General features: G+C 42.2%; 15 protein-coding genes. All 15 read left to right on the top strand.

Annotation, left to right across the window (positions count from 1 at the left end):
* The first annotated feature begins 12 nt into the window (after positions 1-12).
* A complete protein-coding gene (gene pyrH, locus AC1DIV_RS12870) occupies positions 13-735 on the top strand; it encodes a UMP kinase (RefSeq protein WP_034313639.1) in 723 nt (240 codons plus the stop codon).
* 3 nt (positions 736-738) lie between these two features.
* On the top strand, positions 739-1,296 hold the full coding sequence (gene frr, locus AC1DIV_RS12865; RefSeq protein ID WP_048684777.1) for a ribosome recycling factor: 558 nt from the start codon (positions 739-741) through the stop codon (positions 1,294-1,296).
* A 400-nt stretch (positions 1,297-1,696) separates the two neighbouring features.
* Complete coding sequence (locus tag AC1DIV_RS12860; RefSeq protein ID WP_477576529.1) at positions 1,697-2,470, top strand: isoprenyl transferase; 774 nt, start codon at positions 1,697-1,699, stop codon at positions 2,468-2,470.
* A gap of 25 nt (positions 2,471-2,495) precedes the next feature.
* Positions 2,496-3,293 carry a phosphatidate cytidylyltransferase gene (locus tag AC1DIV_RS12855; RefSeq protein ID WP_063596537.1) on the top strand — a complete coding sequence of 266 codons (798 nt, stop codon included), beginning with the start codon at positions 2,496-2,498 and terminating at the stop codon, positions 3,291-3,293.
* A gap of 43 nt (positions 3,294-3,336) precedes the next feature.
* Positions 3,337-4,497: a 1-deoxy-D-xylulose-5-phosphate reductoisomerase gene (gene dxr, locus AC1DIV_RS12850; RefSeq protein WP_251538993.1), complete on the top strand. Its 1,161-nt coding sequence runs from the start codon at positions 3,337-3,339 to the stop codon at positions 4,495-4,497.
* A 7-nt stretch (positions 4,498-4,504) separates the two neighbouring features.
* Entirely contained in the window at positions 4,505-5,773 is a 1,269-nt protein-coding gene (gene rseP, locus AC1DIV_RS12845; RefSeq protein ID WP_048684772.1) for an RIP metalloprotease RseP, read from the top strand.
* Positions 5,774-6,043: 270 nt separating this feature from the next.
* The gene (locus AC1DIV_RS12840) at positions 6,044-7,744 is read left to right on the top strand and encodes a proline--tRNA ligase (RefSeq protein WP_323598868.1); all 1,701 of its coding nucleotides are present in this window, start codon (positions 6,044-6,046) and stop codon (positions 7,742-7,744) included.
* A gap of 165 nt (positions 7,745-7,909) precedes the next feature.
* The gene (locus tag AC1DIV_RS12835; protein WP_063596249.1) at positions 7,910-12,232 is read left to right on the top strand and encodes a PolC-type DNA polymerase III; all 4,323 of its coding nucleotides are present in this window, start codon (positions 7,910-7,912) and stop codon (positions 12,230-12,232) included.
* A gap of 192 nt (positions 12,233-12,424) precedes the next feature.
* A complete protein-coding gene (rimP, locus tag AC1DIV_RS12830; RefSeq protein ID WP_048684765.1) occupies positions 12,425-12,898 on the top strand; it encodes a ribosome maturation factor RimP in 474 nt (157 codons plus the stop codon).
* A 43-nt stretch (positions 12,899-12,941) separates the two neighbouring features.
* Entirely contained in the window at positions 12,942-14,072 is a 1,131-nt protein-coding gene (gene nusA / locus AC1DIV_RS12825; protein ID WP_048684764.1) for a transcription termination factor NusA, read from the top strand.
* A 16-nt stretch (positions 14,073-14,088) separates the two neighbouring features.
* Complete coding sequence (gene rnpM, locus AC1DIV_RS12820) at positions 14,089-14,364, top strand: RNase P modulator RnpM (RefSeq protein ID WP_034313617.1); 276 nt, start codon at positions 14,089-14,091, stop codon at positions 14,362-14,364.
* Positions 14,365-14,368: 4 nt separating this feature from the next.
* Positions 14,369-14,674, top strand: coding sequence for a YlxQ family RNA-binding protein (locus AC1DIV_RS12815; RefSeq protein WP_034313614.1), 306 nt, complete (start codon positions 14,369-14,371; stop codon positions 14,672-14,674).
* A 19-nt stretch (positions 14,675-14,693) separates the two neighbouring features.
* Complete coding sequence (gene infB / locus AC1DIV_RS12810) at positions 14,694-16,847, top strand: translation initiation factor IF-2 (RefSeq protein ID WP_048684762.1); 2,154 nt, start codon at positions 14,694-14,696, stop codon at positions 16,845-16,847.
* Entirely contained in the window at positions 16,844-17,125 is a 282-nt protein-coding gene (locus tag AC1DIV_RS12805; RefSeq protein WP_034313609.1) for a DUF503 domain-containing protein, read from the top strand. Before infB ends, AC1DIV_RS12805 begins: the two co-directional genes overlap by 4 nt.
* A 17-nt stretch (positions 17,126-17,142) precedes the next feature.
* Positions 17,143-17,511: a 30S ribosome-binding factor RbfA gene (gene rbfA, locus AC1DIV_RS12800; protein WP_034313607.1), complete on the top strand. Its 369-nt coding sequence runs from the start codon at positions 17,143-17,145 to the stop codon at positions 17,509-17,511.
* Positions 17,512-17,594 lie beyond the last annotated feature (83 nt).

Below are 17,594 nucleotides of genomic sequence, written 5' to 3'. Positions count from 1 at the left end.
TTGGAGGTTCTCATGAGTAACGCTAAATATAAACGTGTCGTTCTAAAACTAAGTGGTGAAGCATTAGCCGGTGAAGAAGGATTTGGAATTAACCCTGCAGTGATTAAATCCATTGCTGAACAAGTCAAGGAAGTGGCTGAGCTTGATGTGGAAGTGGCTGTTGTTGTCGGTGGCGGAAACATCTGGCGCGGGAAAATAGGCAGTGAAATGGGCATGGATCGTGCTAATGCCGATTATATGGGGATGTTGGCTACAGTCATGAACTCATTGGCATTACAAGACAGCCTTGATCAGCTTGGAATTGAAACGCGCGTGCAAACTTCCATTGAGATGAGACAAGTCGCAGAACCATACATTAGACGCCGTGCAATCAGGCATCTAGAGAAAAAGAGAGTGGTGATTTTTGCAGCTGGTACAGGTAATCCATACTTCTCAACGGATACCACTGCCGCCCTGCGTGCTGCAGAAATTGAAGCTGATGTCATCTTGATGGCGAAGAATAATGTGGATGGCGTATACAATGCAGATCCGGTTAAAGACAAAAATGCAGTGAAGTATGATAAACTTTCCTATCTTGATGTGATTAAAGAAGGGTTAGAAGTAATGGATTCAACTGCGTCCTCACTATGCATGGACAACGATATTCCATTGATCGTCTTCTCGATCATGGAAAAAGGTAATATTAAACGGGCCGTTTTAGGCGAAACGCTTGGAACTATTGTAAGGGGGAAATAAAAGATGCCGAAACAAGTTATTTCGAATGCGAAAACGAAAATGGAAAAAGCCATTGGAGCGTACACACGTGAATTAGCAAGCATCCGTGCCGGAAGGGCAAATGCCTCATTGCTTGATAGAATCTCGATTGATTATTATGGTTCGCCGACACCAGTTAATCAGGTGGCTGGTATTTCTGTCCCGGAAGCTAGACTATTAGTCATTCAACCATATGATAAAACGGTATTGGGTGAAATCGAAAAGGCGATTTTGAAATCAGACTTAGGCTTAAATCCTTCTAATGATGGATCGGTCATCAGGATAGCCATCCCGGCGTTAACTGAAGAGCGCAGAAAAGAGCTTGTGAAAGTTGTGAAAAAAGAAGCGGAAGAGGCGAAAATAGCTGTCCGTAATGTGCGTCGCGATGCTAATGATGATTTGAAAAAGCTTGAAAAAAGTGGTGAAATCACTGAAGATGATTTACGTGGCTATGCTGATGACATCCAAAAGATGACAGATGGCAATATCACGAGAATCGATGAAATTACAAAAGATAAAGAAAAAGAAATTTTGGAAGTATAATTTCCATTGAAGTATTGATTAAATAAAGAGGGCCGAATCCATACTGGGTCATGTCTTGGTGCTAACATATAGGTGTGCTTAAAGGAGAAAACTGTTATAATAAGGTTTCTCCGATAATGATTACTCCTTGAGTTAGTATGTTGCATGCAAACGTTGGAGGTGGTCCTTTTTTTGCATTTTTCATGGCAGTCATAATCGGTTTTAGAAAAAAATAAGGAATGATTTCTCCCTTTCAAGCTTCTAATGAAGAAATAATTTTCATAATAATAATATGAGAACCAGTTTTTTTTTGATATTATAATATAGATTCTTTTTAAGTGGCAGAAAGCTTGATATACATAGTGCACGAAAAACTTTGCCTTTGTAGAGAGATAAGTACAACCTGATGGGGGACTAACATATGTATTCACTTTGGAAGCGTTTCGTTAAAAAAGATGCTTCTTCCGATGTAACAAATAGGATTCAGCATATTAAACAGTTTGATGTTCCTCAGCATATCGCCATCATTATGGATGGGAACGGCCGTTGGGCCAAAAAGCGTGCATTGCCACGTGTGGCGGGTCATCATGAAGGAATGAAAACCGTTCGTAGAATTACGAAAGTTGCCAATAAATTAGGGGTCAAAACTTTGACGGTCTATGCGTTTTCCACTGAAAATTGGAAACGTCCGAAAAGTGAAGTCGACTTTTTGATGAAGCTGCCCCAGGAATTTCTTGGGACTTTTTTACCCGAGCTCATTTCCGAAAATGTTAGAGTTGAAACGATTGGGGACTTGTCACTCATTCCGTCACATACTCAAAGTGCCGTTAAACGGGCAATGGAAGACACGAAAGACAATGATGGGATGATTCTGAATTTTGCCCTGAACTATGGAAGCCGTGGGGAGATTGTCTCTGCAGTGAATAGCATCATTCAAGATGCTAAGAATGGTATAATAAAGGAAAATGTAACGGAGGAAATGTTATCCAGTTACCTGATGACCAAACATTTGTCGGATCCTGATTTACTGATCCGTACAAGCGGTGAAATCCGTTTAAGTAATTTCATGCTTTGGCAGTCTGCTTATACGGAGCTGTGGTTTACTGAAGTGCTGTGGCCGGATTTTAGTGAAGAGCATTTATTGCAGGCAGTTGAGGAGTATCAAAAGCGTTCACGAAGATTCGGTGGCGTTTAATGTAGAAGGCGAGGAAAATGGAATAATGAAACAACGAATTATTACGGCGGTCGTAGTTGCCGCTATCTTCATTCCACTAGTCATTTTAGGGGGCACTCCCTTTTTACTGACGGTTTATCTGTTAGGTTCAATTGGTTTATATGAACTGATGAAAATGAAAAAGTTACGTGTACTTTCTTTTGAAGCAATTCTTTCTCACATATTATTGTGGGTGCTTTTATTGCCTAATGAGCATACCGCTTTTTTGGCAGAAATTAATTATGATAAAGTTCAAGTATTCTTAATCGGGGTTTTACTGCTGTTACTTTATACAGTCGTTTCAAAAAACCGTTTTACCTTTGATGACGCAGGCTTTCTAGTGATTTCAATCCTATACTTGGGCATAGGTTTCTACTTCCTATTTGAAACACGTGACTCTTTGGGGTTGGGGCTGATTTATATCCTGCTTACCCTATTTACGATCTGGGCAACTGATTCCGGAGCCTACTTCATTGGTAAATCGCTTGGTAAAAGAAAGCTGTGGCCGGAAATAAGTCCAAACAAGACGGTGGAAGGATTTATCGGCGGGTTAATATCCGCGATGGTGGTGGGTGTTCTATTTTACGCCTTCTCCAGCCTTGATTACACGTTATTACAATTATTATTGATTTCATTAATCATTGGGGTATTCGGCCAATTGGGTGATCTCGTCCAATCGGCGTATAAACGTCATTATGGCGTAAAGGATTCAGGGAAGCTTCTCCCGGGACATGGTGGAATTTTGGACAGGCTAGATAGTGTGATCTTCATTTTACCGATTTTGCATTTATTGCATGTTTTATAATATAAATATAGGCAAGCGTTATATGAATTAGGAGATGAACAATTTGAAAAATATCAGCCTTTTGGGCGCGACAGGATCGATTGGTCAACAAACAGCGGATGTAGTTAGGTCCCATCCAGATCAATTCAAGATCGTGGCGCTTTCTGCTGGAAAGAATATAGAATTGGTCAGGACTTATATACAAGAGTTTGAACCGAAACTGGTTTCAGTCCAGACGGAAGAAGATTATCATGTTTTGAAATGTGAATTCTCCAACCGCAAAGATATCGAGTTCATGTATGGGGATGAGGGATTGACTGCTGTTGCTGTTTATGGTCAGGCGACGATATTGGTCAATGCCGTCATCGGAAGCGTGGGTCTTTATCCGACACTTCAAGCAATAAAGGCTAAAAAGGATATTGCAATCGCCAACAAGGAGACGTTGGTGACGGCAGGTCATTTGGTCATAAGTGAAGCAAAAAAAGCGGGGGTCAGATTGCTGCCGGTTGACAGTGAGCATTCCGCTATTTTTCAGGCACTGCAAGGTGAAAAGGAAAAAAATATAGAACGTCTTGTCATTACTGCTTCAGGAGGCAGTTTTCGAGATCGGACCAGGGAAGAATTGAAGGATGTAACGGTGGAAGAGGCACTGAACCATCCGAACTGGTCAATGGGAGCTAAAATCACGATCGATTCAGCATCAATGATGAATAAAGGTTTGGAAGTGATTGAGGCCCATTGGCTATTCGATCTTCCCTACGATAAAATTGATGTATTGCTACATAAGGAGAGCATCATCCATTCCATGGTTGAGTTTCATGACTCCAGCGTGATAGCACAACTGGGGACACCGGATATGCGGGTGCCGATACAATATGCACTTACTTATCCAGACCGTATTCCGCTGGCAGGTCGCAAAAGATTGAACCTTGCTGAAGCAGGCAAACTGCATTTTAGGGATATGGATTTCACCAGATATCCTTGTTTGCAATTCGCTTATAAAGCAGGTAAAATGGGCGGAACGATGACTACTGTGTTAAATGCCGCCAATGAAGCCGCAGTCTCTGCATTCTTATCTGGAAAGGTAACCTTCCTTGAAATTGAGACATTGATTGAAAAAGCGCTGAATCAGCATTCCGTCATAGCCCTTCCAGATTTAGAAACGATTCAGGAAGTCGATAATATGACAAGGCAGTATATAGAATCTTTAGTGAAAGATAGGTGACCGGAACATGCAGACTTTAGAAACGATTATAGCGTTCATCATCATTTTTGGAGCTCTAGTATTTTTCCATGAGCTTGGGCACTTAGTGTTTGCAAAGCGAGCAGGAATCTTATGCCGTGAGTTCGCAATCGGTTTCGGGCCAAAAGTATTCACATATAAAAAGAAGGAAACCGTTTATACCATCCGATTGCTTCCTCTTGGCGGTTACGTGCGTATGGCCGGTGAAGATGCAGAAAATATAGAATTGAAACCCGGCTATCGGGTGGGGTTAATGTTCGATAATGATGAGAATGTTACAAAAATCATTTTGAACAATAAAGATAAATATCCTGATATTCGTCTTGTGGAAGTTGAAGTGATCGACCTTGACCATAAACTGATCCTTACTGGTTATGAAGAGGGCGAGGAAGATACACTAAAAACGTTTACCATCAATAAAGAAGCTGTGATCGTTGAAAATGGTGTAGAGAACCAGATTGCTCCTTTTGACCGGCAATTTGCCTCAAAATCGCTTGGGCATCGTTTTCTGACGATTGTAGCTGGTCCGGCAATGAATTTCGTTTTGGCTTTTGTCATTTTTGTGCTTATCGGCCTGTTTCAAGGTGTCGTGGTGGATGAAGCGAAACTTGGTGAGTTGACTCCGGATGGTTCGGCTGTAAATGCCGGTTTAAAATCGGGAGATGTCATTCAATCCATAGAAGGGACGGAAGTCTCCACTTGGGGAGATGTTCAGGAAAGCATTCAAAAGAACCCTGGGCAAGAGATCGAGTTCGTCGTTGACAGGGACGGGAAAACATTAGAAGTACCGGTTGTTCCACAAGAAGTGGAACGGGAAGGGAAGAAAATCGGGATTATCGGTGTTTACCCTCCGGTTGAAAAAGCACCGATTAAAGCTATACAATATGGTTTTACAGAAACGTATTTTTGGACAAAACAAATCTTCATCATCCTTGGTGATCTTGTAACGGGAGGATTTACGATCGACAGTTTATCTGGTCCTGTAGGCATATATAAATCAACTGAGGAAGTGGCGAAACAAGGTTTATTCACGTTAATGAAATGGGCAGGGCTGCTCAGCATTAACCTGGGAATCATGAACCTGCTTCCGCTGCCGGCATTGGATGGAGGAAGACTGTTATTCTTTGTGGTCGAATTCTTAAGAGGGAAACCAATTGACCGTCAAAAAGAAGGGATGGTCCACTTCATCGGCTTTGCTTTGCTGATGTTATTGATGATTGTCGTTACCTGGAATGACATCCAGCGATTCTTCCTGTAAGACATGTTTGGATAATGCAAAAACTGGCCAGCAGAATTATCTGTTGGCCGTTTTCTTATCTGAAGGGATTGCCTAGTTTTTTAATCGTTTTGGGGAAATTGTTTGTTTTCTAGGGAAATCGTAAGTATAATCGAGAATGAGTATATTAAATTAGCTTTTCTGAATGACCGGAAAGTCTTTTTTGTATGAAATGACCGTATTAAAATGTTGCGGTATCAAAATTTACCGAAGCTGCAAGTAATTTAAAGGAAATATTGAAGAGGTGCAAATATGAAACAAAGTATGACGTTGATCCCTACATTGAGGGAAGTGCCTGCAGATGCTGAAATCAAAAGTCATCAGCTGCTATTGCGTGCAGGATTTATGAGACAAAATTCCAGCGGGGTTTATAGTTTTATGCCGCTTGGAAAAAAGGTGCTTCAAAAGGTTGAGGCGATCGTTCGGGAAGAACTGGAAAATGCTGGTGCAGTGGAACTGTTGATGCCGGCTTTACAACAAGCCGAATTCTGGCAGGAATCTGGACGCTGGTATACTTATGGTCCAGAGCTGATGCGGCTTAAGGATCGCAACAACCGTGAATTTGCGCTTGGTGCCACGCATGAAGAAGTGATAACCAGTTTAGTTCGCGATGAGGTGAAATCCTATAAGCGTCTTCCATTGACGGTTTACCAAATCCAAACCAAATTCCGTGATGAAAAAAGACCGCGTTTCGGATTGCTGCGTGGACGTGAGTTCATCATGAAGGATGCTTATTCTTTCCATGCTAATCAAGAAAGCCTGGATGCTGTATATAAAAATTTATTTGCGGCATATTCGAATATATTTAGCCGTTGTGGGTTGAACTTCCGTGCGGTCATTGCCGATTCTGGGGCAATGGGTGGTAAGGATACACATGAATTCATGGTCCTGTCTGAAATAGGGGAGGATACCATCGCTTATTCGGATACTTCCGATTATGCAGCCAATATTGAAATGGCACCTGTGAATGTAAAATATGAAAAAAGCGGCGAAGAACAAATTGCACTTGAAAAAATTCATACACCGGGTCAAAAATCGATAGAAGAAGTTGCTGCATTCCTGAATACCGATGCAGCGAAACTAATAAAATCATTATTGTTTAAAGTGGATGAAAAGTATGTGCTAGTTTTGGTACGAGGAGATCATGAAGTCAATGATATCAAGCTGAAGAACTTCTATAACGCTTCAATCGTTGATTTGGTCGATCCAAATGAGACGAAGGAAGTCTTGGGATGTGCAATTGGATCTCTTGGACCAATAAATGTCACTTCTGATGTGGAAGTGATTGCGGATCTTGCCGTCGAAGCCATGGTTAATGGAGTTTGTGGTGCAAATGAGGAAGACCACCATTATGTGAACGTCAATCCCGCTCGTGATTTTAACGTGGCCAATTATATAGATCTTCGTTTCATCCAAGAGGGTGACCCATCGCCCGACGGAAACGGAAAAATTAAATTTGCCAAAGGAATTGAGGTAGGCCACGTATTCAAGCTGGGAACAAAATATTCCGAAGCTATGAATGCGACATTCCTGGATGAGAATGGACGGTCGCAGCCAATGATCATGGGATGTTATGGTATTGGGGTTTCCCGTACACTTGCAGCTGTCGCTGAACAATTCAACGATGAAAAAGGATTGGTCTGGCCAAAGAATTTAGCGCCATATCAAGTCCATTTGATTCCAATCAATATGAAGGATGAGGCTCAGGCTGCCCTGGCAGAAGAATTATATAAAGATTTAAAGGGACAAGGCATGGAAGTTCTAATGGATGATCGTCAAGAACGTGCGGGCGTAAAATTCGCAGACTCCGACTTGATCGGTCTTCCTGTCAGGGTGACTGTTGGTAAAAAGGCATCCGACGGAATTGTCGAAGTGAAAATCCGTAAAACGGGTGAGGTTCTTGAACTTGAAAGAGCTGAACTAACTCAAAAGCTTCACGAAATACTGGGATAATTTAAAAATGGGGGAACTAGGCATCATTCAATAGGATGATGCCTTTCCTTTTCATGGATTTGGATACTAGTGAAACATTCATGATATGTTATAATAGCCTCTGATATCAAAAAGAAAATGATAGTGAATAATATCTAAAGAGATAGTAGATAGGGGAGAGAGGGAATGGATCAAAATCCAAATAGCGGTAGAGAGAGATTTCAACTCTTGCTCCAGCAAATGGACTTGACCGAGGATGCCTTTGTAAATTATTTCATAGGTGCCGAAATTGATAAACTCTCAATCGAGAGGGAGTCCAAAACATGGCATTTTGCCTTTAATATACCTGCATTGATTCCTTGCAGTGTTCATACAAGACTTGCTACTCATCTAGCAAGTACGTTTTCCCATATTGCAAAGGTCACATTCAACTTGAATGTGGCCAATCCGCAAGTGACCGAACAATTGGTAAAAGAGTATTGGAAAAACTGCATTGGCGAGCTTGAAGGCATGTCTCCAGCACTGTTATCGCTCCTGAATGAACAAGTGCCAACGGTAAATGGATATAAGCTTATCGTAAGCGCCCGAAATGATACGGAAGCTGGTCAGCTGAAACGAAAATACTCCGGCATCATTTCGAATATCTACCAAACATTCGGTTTTCCTCCGTTGACACTTGAAGCGGAAGTGAAGGAAACGGTGTCGAATCCTGATTACCAAAAGTTTTTGGAAGAGAAACAAAAGGAAGACGCGGAAAAAGGACTTGCTGCGCTAGTGGAAATGCAGAAGAAAGAATCGGAAAAAGGCGGCGACGATGGCGTCTACGAAGGACCGGTTAAAATTGGCTATACGATTAAAGAAGATGCGGATTTCCGCAGAATCGAACAAATTATCGATGAAGAGCGCAGGATTGCTATCGAAGGATTCGTATTTGATGCAGAAGTGCGTGAGTTGCGAAGCGGACGAAGCCTGCTGACATTTAAAGTCACGGATTATACGAGCTCGATATTGGTCAAAATGTTTTCGCGTGATAAAGAAGATGCTGCCATACTTGCCCGAGTGAAAAAAGGGATGTGGGTACGTGCCCAAGGGAGCATCCAAAATGATACATTCGTACGTGACCTTGTAATGATCGCAAATGATATAAATGAAATTTCTAAACAAGGACGGCAGGATAAGGCCCCAGAAGGAGAAAAGCGTGTAGAACTGCATATGCATACCCCAATGAGCTCGATGGATGCAGTGACACCTACTTCAGCGCTTGTTGCCCAGGCTGCAAAGTGGGGGCATAAGGCTGTTGCCATTACAGATCATGCGGGAGCACAATCATTCCCTGAAGCTTATAGTGCCGGGAAAAAGAATGGTATCAAAATCCTTTATGGCGTCGAAGTGAATCTTGTAAATGATGGTGTACCCATCGTTTATAATGAGGCCCATATCGCTTTGGCAGATGCCACCTATGTTGTGTTTGACGTAGAGACGACGGGTCTGTCAGCCGTTTATGATACGATCATTGAATTTGCTGCAGTGAAAATCCGTGACGGTGACATCATTGATCGATTCGAGTCATTTGCTAATCCGCATCACCCACTATCCAATACGACGATAGAATTGACTGGAATCACTGATGATCTTGTAGAAAATGCTCCAGAAGTCTCGGAAGTGCTGGAAAAGTTCAAGGACTGGGCGGGCGATGCGATTCTGGTTGCCCACAACGCGGCCTTCGATATGGGGTTTTTGAATATAGGTTATAAAAACTTGGGTTATCCTAAAGCTTCCAATCCAGTGCTTGATACATTGGAACTTGCCCGTTTCTTATATCCGGAGTTTAAAAATCACCGGTTAAATACATTATGTAAAAAGTTCGATATTGATCTGACCCAGCATCATAGGGCCATTTATGACGCCGAAGCAACAGGTTACCTTATGCTGAAGATGCTGAAGGATGCAATGGAAAAGGAGATTACCCATCATGATCAACTTAATGACAATATGGGTAAAGGAAATGCTTACCAGCGTTCCCGGCCGTCCCATTGTACGTTGATCGCGCAAACACAGGCGGGGTTAAAAAACCTTTTTAAATTAATTTCAATATCACACATCGATTATTTCTATCGTGTGCCCCGATTACCGCGCTCACAACTTAAAAAGTATCGTGAAGGAATCCTGGTCGGATCGGGATGTGATAAAGGGGAAGTTTTTGAAGGGATGATGCAGAAGGGTTTTGAGGAAGTCGTCGATATCGCTGAATTCTACGATTATCTTGAAATCCATCCGAAGGAAGTGTATCAGCATTTGATTGAGCTTGAATATGTACGGGATGATAAATCATTAGAAACGATCATCTCCAATATCGTCAAGCTTGGTGAAAAGCTGGACAAGCCAGTCGTAGCCACGGGAAATGTGCATTATTTGGATCCGAATGATAAAATTTACCGTAAAATCCTTGTGAATTCACAAGGCGGCGCGAACCCGCTGAATCGTCATAAGCTTCCTGACGTACATTTTCGGACAACAGATGAAATGCTGCGGGAATTCTCCTTCCTCGGTTCCGAGAAAGCCAAAGAGGTCGTGGTAACCAACACGAATAAAATCGCTGATATGATTGAAGAAATCAAGCCAATCAAGGATGAATTATACACACCTAAAATTGAAGGTGCAGATGAAGAGATGCGTGAAATGAGTTATGGCATGGCAAGGAAGATTTATGGGGAAAACCTGCCGGAAATCGTGGAAGCCCGTCTTGAGAAAGAATTGAAAAGCATCATCGGCCACGGTTTTGCCGTTATTTATTTAATTTCCCACAAGCTTGTTAAAAAATCATTGAATGATGGTTATCTAGTTGGCTCAAGGGGATCGGTTGGATCATCTTTCGTTGCCACCATGACTGAAATTACAGAGGTGAACCCTCTTCCGCCGCATTATGTATGTCCTGAGTGCAAGAAATCCGAATTCTTCAATGACGGTTCTGTAGGTTCCGGGTTTGACCTGCCCGATAAAGACTGTCCCGATTGTGGCATCGCTTATACAAAAGACGGGCATGATATCCCGTTTGAAACTTTCCTTGGATTTAAAGGGGATAAGGTTCCGGATATCGACTTGAACTTCTCCGGTGAATATCAGCCGAAGGCCCATAACTATACGAAGGTCTTATTCGGTGAAGAATATGTATATCGTGCAGGAACGATTGGTACGGTTGCTGAAAAAACGGCTTATGGATATGTAAAAGGGTATTCCTCTGATAATAACATCCATATGCGCGGAGCCGAGACCGATCGCCTTGTTGCCGGTTGTACTGGTGTGAAAAGGACGACTGGACAGCACCCGGGCGGAATCATCGTCGTTCCGGATTATATGGATATCTATGATTTCACACCAATTCAGTTCCCTGCGGATGACCGGAATTCAGAGTGGAAAACAACTCACTTTGATTTCCATTCCATTCACGATAATATTTTGAAACTTGATATACTTGGACACGATGATCCGACTGTAATCCGGATGCTTCAAGATTTAAGTGGCATCGATCCAAAGACCGTTCCTACCGATGATCCGGAAGTAATGAAAATATTCAGCAGTACTGAATCTTTAGGGGTTACCGAAGAACAGATCATGTGTAAAACGGGTACGCTAGGCATCCCGGAATTTGGTACGCGTTTTGTCCGGCAGATGCTTGAAGATACGAAACCTACTACTTTTTCCGAGCTTGTTCAGATTTCAGGCCTTTCCCACGGTACGGATGTATGGCTGAGCAATGCACAGGAACTGATCCACAACCGGATCTGTACACTAAGTGAGGTTATTGGCTGCCGGGATGATATTATGGTCTATCTGATCTATCAAGGTCTCGATCCTTCCCTGGCGTTTAAAATCATGGAATCTGTACGTAAAGGGAAAGGGCTCTCGGAGGAATTCGAAGAGGAAATGAGGAAAAATGAGGTGCCGGAATGGTATATCGATTCATGTAAGAAGATTAAATACATGTTCCCGAAAGCCCATGCTGCAGCTTACGTCTTAATGGCTGTCCGGATTGCCTATTTTAAAGTGCATCTGCCCTTATTATATTATGCGGCCTATTTCACAGTACGTGCCGATGATTTTGAAATCGACGCCATGACACGGGGATCGCAAGCGATCAAAGCAAAAATGGAAGAAATCATGGTTAAGGGATTGGATGCATCCACAAAGGAAAAGAATACATTGACGGTTCTTGAACTAGCTTTGGAAATGTGTGAACGAGGATATTCATTCGCTAAAGTGGACTTGTACAAATCCAGTGCAGATCAATTCCTAATTGAAGGAAATACTTTGATTCCGCCTTTCAATTCGATTCCAGGTCTTGGAACGAATGCGGCGATCAATATCGTCAACGCGAGGGGAAATGGTGAATTCCTCTCCAAAGAAGACCTTCAACAGCGGGGTAAGGTTTCGAAGACCATCCTTGAATACCTTGATAAACAAGGCTGTCTGGAGTCATTGCCTGAACAAAATCAGTTATCTTTATTTTAAAGAGGAAACGGATTTCAAAAAGGAAGAAACAGACATGATATTTGCATAAATATCTTGATTATGGTATATTTTTATTGGAAATACTAAGAGGAACCAATGGCAAGAGTGGGGAAACCCACTCTTTCGTGTTGTAATGACCATTTATTTTGAATCCGAAACCAAGCGCATACAACGCACGTATGGAGGAAACAAATGAGTAAAAAGGTAACGGAAGTCGTAGAGGAATTAGCATTACCAATTCTAGAAGAATTGCAGCTTGAATTAGTCGAAGTGGAGTATGTGAAGGAAGGTAAAAGCTGGTTCCTTCGAGTGTACATTGATAAAGAAACAGGCGTAGATATTGATGATTGCGGAAATGTGAGTGAAAAACTCAGTGAAAAGCTTGATGAGGTTGATCCGATTCCACAAAATTATTTTCTCGAAGTTTCATCACCCGGAGCTGAAAGGCCTCTGAAAAAAGAGAAGGATTTCCTTAATGCTATCGGTAAAAATGTTTACATAAAAACATACGAGCCCATTTTAGATGAAAAAGAATTCGAAGGAATCTTAACCAGTTTCGATGGTGAAGAAGTGACACTCGAAGTCAGAATCAAGACAAGAAAGAAAACGATCGTCATACCATTCGAAAAGGTAGCCAAAGCAAGATTGGCGATTACCTTCGCTTAAGTCAAGCAAATCATTAATTTAAATATCCGTAAGGGGGATCACCATGGGCAATGAGTTATTGGATGCTCTCTATATTTTAGAAAACGAAAAAGGAATTTCCAGGGAGGTTTTGATCGACGCGATTGAATCTGCCCTTATATCGGCATATCGCCGTAACTTTAACCAAGCACAAAATGTACGTATCGACTTGAATCTTGGTAAAGGAACAATGCGTGTATTTGCCAGAAAAGACGTTGTTGACGAAGTGTTCGATTCGCGTCTGGAAATTTCTGTTGAAGAAGCAAGAGCAATTGATCCCAACTATCAGTTAGAGGATGTTGTCGAAATGGAAGTAACACCTAAGGATTTCGGCCGTATTGCTGCACAAACAGCAAAACAAGTCGTCACTCAAAGGGTGCGTGAAGCGGAACGGGGCATCATTTATGCCGAATTCATCGATCGTGAAGAGGATATCATGACTGGTATCGTTCAACGCCAGGATTCCCGATTCATTTATGTGAGCTTAGGTAAAATCGAGGCTTTGCTCCCGGTGAATGAGCAAATGCCGAATGAACAATATAAACCGCATGACCGCATTAAAGTTTTCATCACTAAAGTTGAAAAGACTTCCAAGGGTCCGCAAATTTTTGTATCCCGTTCACATCCTGGCCTTTTAAAACGTTTATTCGAAATCGAAGTGCCTGAAATTTTCGATGGGACAGTCGAGATCAAGTCAGTTGCCCGCGAAGCAGGCGACCGTTCAAAAATCTCCGTGCACTCCGATAACGAAGAAGTCGATCCTGTCGGTTCCTGTGTAGGCCAAAAAGGCCAGCGTGTTCAGGCCATCGTCAACGAATTGAAAGGTGAAAAGATCGATATCGTCAAATGGTCGGAGAACCCGGTCATTTTCGTTGCGAATGCTTTAAGCCCTTCAAAAGTACTTGAGGTCATTGTTAAAGAAGAGGAAAAGGCGACGACTGTAATCGTTCCGGATTATCAACTCTCCCTGGCAATTGGTAAGCGTGGACAAAATGCCCGTTTAGCTGCCAAGCTTACAGGCTGGAAAATTGATATCAAGAGTGAAACGGAAGCCCGCGAAGCTGGTATATATCCTGTGGAAGAACAGGAATTCCTTTTGAGCAGAGATAGTTATGTTACTGAAGAGGAAACAGATTTCGAAGAGGATAACGAGTAATTCGAGGTGAAAAAAGATGAATAACCGAAAAAAAATCCCGATGCGTAAATGTGTGGCAACAGGCGAAATGAAGCCGAAGAAAGAACTCATTCGCATCGTTCGATCTAAAGAAGGGGAAGTCAGCCTGGATCCGACCGGTAAGAAATCTGGAAGGGGAGCTTATTTGACTCTTGATCGGGATGTTATCGAGCTGGCCAAAAAGAAAAATGTGCTGGCTAATCACCTTAGTACCCAAATCGATTCTTCCCTTTATGAACAATTGCTCGAATTAGTGAATAAGGAGAAAAACTAACACCATGACCCAACAACAACAATGGATGTCTCTATTAGGTTTGGCCAATCGAGCACGCAAGCTAATTTCGGGTGAAGAATTAGTGGTTAAAGAGATTAGAAGCGGTAATGCCAAAGTTGTTATTTTATCCGCGGACGCTTCAAAAAACACTGAAAAAAAAATATCTGATAAGTGCGCATTTTATCAGGTTCCTTTAAAAAGAGTCGAAAGCAGGTCATTGCTCGGCCATGCGATAGGTAAGGATGCTAGAGTTGCCGTCGCAGTTCTGGATGAAGGTTTTGCACAAAAACTCCGAACGCTGCTCGATTAAATTTTACGGGGGTGAACGTATGACAAAATTGCGTGTATATGAATATGCAAAACAAAAGAACGTTTCAAGCAAGGATGTAATAAATAAACTTAAAGAAATGAATATAGAGGTAACAAACCATATGACAGCATTAGACGATTCAACTGTAAATAAATTAAACGATTCAATCAAACCTAAAAACGAAGATAAAAGCCAAGAGCCAAAAGCTAACGCTACGGTTGCGAAGTACGAAGCCGAAGCGGATGAAAAGAGCACTGTCAATAAAGAAAAACTGAAGAAGAAACCACCAGTTAAACCTGTAGGGACGAAAAAACCAACTGGCGGCCAGTTCAACAAGGGTCGCAATAACAAGAATAAAAATAATAAACAAAGACAACAAGCGCCTCAGGCACCTGTTACAAAACGTAAAGAAAGAGAACTTCCAGAGAAAATTACGTTTTATGAGTCTTTGACGGTTATGGAACTTGGAAAAAAACTTCACCGTGAACCTTCTGAAATCATTAAAAAGCTCTTTATGCTTGGTGTTATGGCAACAATCAACCAAACTTTGGATAAAGATGCAATTGAATTGATTTGTGCGGAATACGGTGTAGTGGCCGAAGAAGAGATTCGTGTCGATCTAACAGACCTTGAATCACTTGTAACTGAGGATGCTTCTGAAGATTTGATTGAACGTCCGGCTGTCGTGACGATCATGGGGCACGTTGACCATGGTAAAACGACATTGCTTGATTCTATACGCCATACAAAAGTCACTGAAGGCGAAGCGGGCGGAATCACTCAGCATATCGGTGCTTATCAAGTTAAAGTTAACGATAAGAAAATAACATTCCTTGATACACCAGGTCATGCTGCGTTTACAACAATGCGTGCCCGCGGTGCACAAGTTACCGATATCACCATTCTTGTCGTCGCTGCGGATGATGGCGTTATGCCTCAAACGATTGAAGCGATCAACCATGCTAAAGCGGCAGAAGTTCCAATTATCGTCGCTGTCAATAAGATGGATAAAGAAGCTGCCAATCCGGACCGTGTCATGCAAGAATTGACAGAACATGGTTTAGTTTCTGAAGCATGGGGCGGAGACACAATTTTCGTACCAATTTCAGCTAAGAACGGTGAGGGTATCGATAGCTTGCTTGAAATGATTCTTCTTGTCAGTGAAGTGGAGGAGTATAAAGCGAATCCAGCTCGTAAAGCAAATGGAACGGTTATCGAAGCACGCCTGGATAAAGGGCGCGGATCGGTTGCCACATTGCTTGTTCAAAACGGAACGTTGAAAATCGGGGATCCGATTGTTATCGGTAATACATTCGGACGTGTTCGTGCGATGGTCAACGATCTTGGACGCCGTGTTAAGGATGCAGGTCCTTCAACACCGGTTGAAATCACTGGATTGAACGAAGTGCCGCAAGCCGGCGATCGTTTCATCGTCTTTGAAGATGAGAAAACGGCCCGTCAAGTTGGGGAAGTGCGTGCACAGAGACAACTTGCTTCACAACGTAATGAGAAATCCCGTGTAACCCTAGATACTTTGTTCGAACAAATGAAAGAAGGGGAAATTAAAGAATTGAACATCATTCTAAAAGCTGATGTTCAAGGTTCTGCGGAAGCAGTAGCCGCTTCCCTGAATAAAATAGAGGTGGAAGGCGCTAAAGTGAAAATCATTCACATAGGCGTTGGTGCCATTACAGAGTCTGACATCATCCTTGCTACAGCTTCGAATGCAATCGTCATCGGATTTAACGTCCGTCCTGACGTGAATGCGAAGCGTGCAGCTGAATCAGAAAATGTTGATGTCCGTCTACACCGCATCATCTATAAAGCGATCGAAGAGATCGAGTCGGCTATGAAAGGGATGCTTGACCCTGAATTCGAAGAAAAAATTATCGGTCAGGCTGAGGTTCGTACGACTTTCAAAGTATCCAAGGTAGGCACGATTGCCGGTTCTTACGTTACAGAAGGAAAAATTACACGTGATAGCGGAATTCGCTTAATTCGTGAAGGTGTCGTCATTTACGAAGGTGAAATTGATGCATTGAAACGTTTTAAAGATGATGTTAAAGAAGTGGCAACGAACTATGAGTGCGGTATTACGATTAAAAATTACAACGACCTTAAAGAAGGCGATGTAATTGAAGCGTATGTAATGGAAGAGATCGAACGTAAATGATCGTTGGCTCCGTCCAATGTGAATGCATCATCCATGACACCCATTCTTTAAAAGAAAAAAGGGCCGTGCTTCAGCGTGTCATGACACGGCTTAAGCAGAAGTTCAATATTTCTGTAGCAGAGACCGATTTTCAGGATTTATGGCAGCGGACAAAGATTTCAATCGTAACCGTAACATCCTCAAGGAAGGCTACTGAACGGGAACTTCAAAATGCCCTTAAATTTCTAGATTCTTTTCCGGAACTAGAGCGAACAATAACAGATATAGACTGGCTTTAGGCTATCGAGGTGATATTATGAGCCTTCGTTCAAATCGTGTTGGCGAACAAATGAAAAAAGAGCTGAGTGAAATTATCGGCCGAAAAATTAAAGATCCAAGAATCGGATTTGTTACAGTGACGGATGTCGCGGTTACAGGCGATTTACAACAGGCAACAGTTTATATTTCCGTTTTGGGTGACCAGGAACAAAGGGAGAAAACCCTGCAAGGTCTAGCTAAGGCAAAAGGATTCATGCGTTCAGAAATTGGGCAGCGAATCCGCCTGCGCAAAACCCCTGAGCTGTTTTTTGAATTTGATGAATCGGTCGATTATGGTAATCGTATCGAGTCGTTGATTTCCCAAATCAATTCAGAGGATAAACCGGCTGAAAAAGACGAGGAATAAGCAAGCAGTAAAAGGAGGCCGACTCAATAAGTGCTTTGCACTTCTTGAAGTCGGTCTCTTTTTTTTGAAACCGAATATGAAAA

Source organism: Peribacillus sp. 05N428 (genome assembly GCF_056397085.1).
This window is presented reverse-complemented; position numbering and strand designations above follow the sequence as displayed.

Bases quoted from the DNA above. Each gene is read 5' to 3' on its own strand.
- pyrH (WP_034313639.1), top strand. From the start codon at position 13: ATGAGTAACGCTAAATATAAACGTGTCGTTCTAAAACTAAGTGGTGAA.
- frr (WP_048684777.1), top strand. From the start codon at position 739: ATGCCGAAACAAGTTATTTCGAATGCGAAAACGAAAATGGAAAAAGCC.
- AC1DIV_RS12860 (WP_477576529.1), top strand. From the start codon at position 1,697: ATGTATTCACTTTGGAAGCGTTTCGTTAAAAAAGATGCTTCTTCCGAT.
- AC1DIV_RS12855 (WP_063596537.1), top strand. From the start codon at position 2,496: ATGAAACAACGAATTATTACGGCGGTCGTAGTTGCCGCTATCTTCATT.
- rseP (WP_048684772.1), top strand. From the start codon at position 4,505: ATGCAGACTTTAGAAACGATTATAGCGTTCATCATCATTTTTGGAGCT.
- AC1DIV_RS12840 (WP_323598868.1), top strand. From the start codon at position 6,044: ATGAAACAAAGTATGACGTTGATCCCTACATTGAGGGAAGTGCCTGCA.
- AC1DIV_RS12835 (WP_063596249.1), top strand. From the start codon at position 7,910: ATGGATCAAAATCCAAATAGCGGTAGAGAGAGATTTCAACTCTTGCTC.
- rimP (WP_048684765.1), top strand. From the start codon at position 12,425: ATGAGTAAAAAGGTAACGGAAGTCGTAGAGGAATTAGCATTACCAATT.
- nusA (WP_048684764.1), top strand. From the start codon at position 12,942: ATGGGCAATGAGTTATTGGATGCTCTCTATATTTTAGAAAACGAAAAA.
- rnpM (WP_034313617.1), top strand. From the start codon at position 14,089: ATGAATAACCGAAAAAAAATCCCGATGCGTAAATGTGTGGCAACAGGC.
- AC1DIV_RS12815 (WP_034313614.1), top strand. From the start codon at position 14,369: ATGACCCAACAACAACAATGGATGTCTCTATTAGGTTTGGCCAATCGA.
- infB (WP_048684762.1), top strand. From the start codon at position 14,694: ATGACAAAATTGCGTGTATATGAATATGCAAAACAAAAGAACGTTTCA.
- AC1DIV_RS12805 (WP_034313609.1), top strand. From the start codon at position 16,844: ATGATCGTTGGCTCCGTCCAATGTGAATGCATCATCCATGACACCCAT.
- rbfA (WP_034313607.1), top strand. From the start codon at position 17,143: ATGAGCCTTCGTTCAAATCGTGTTGGCGAACAAATGAAAAAAGAGCTG.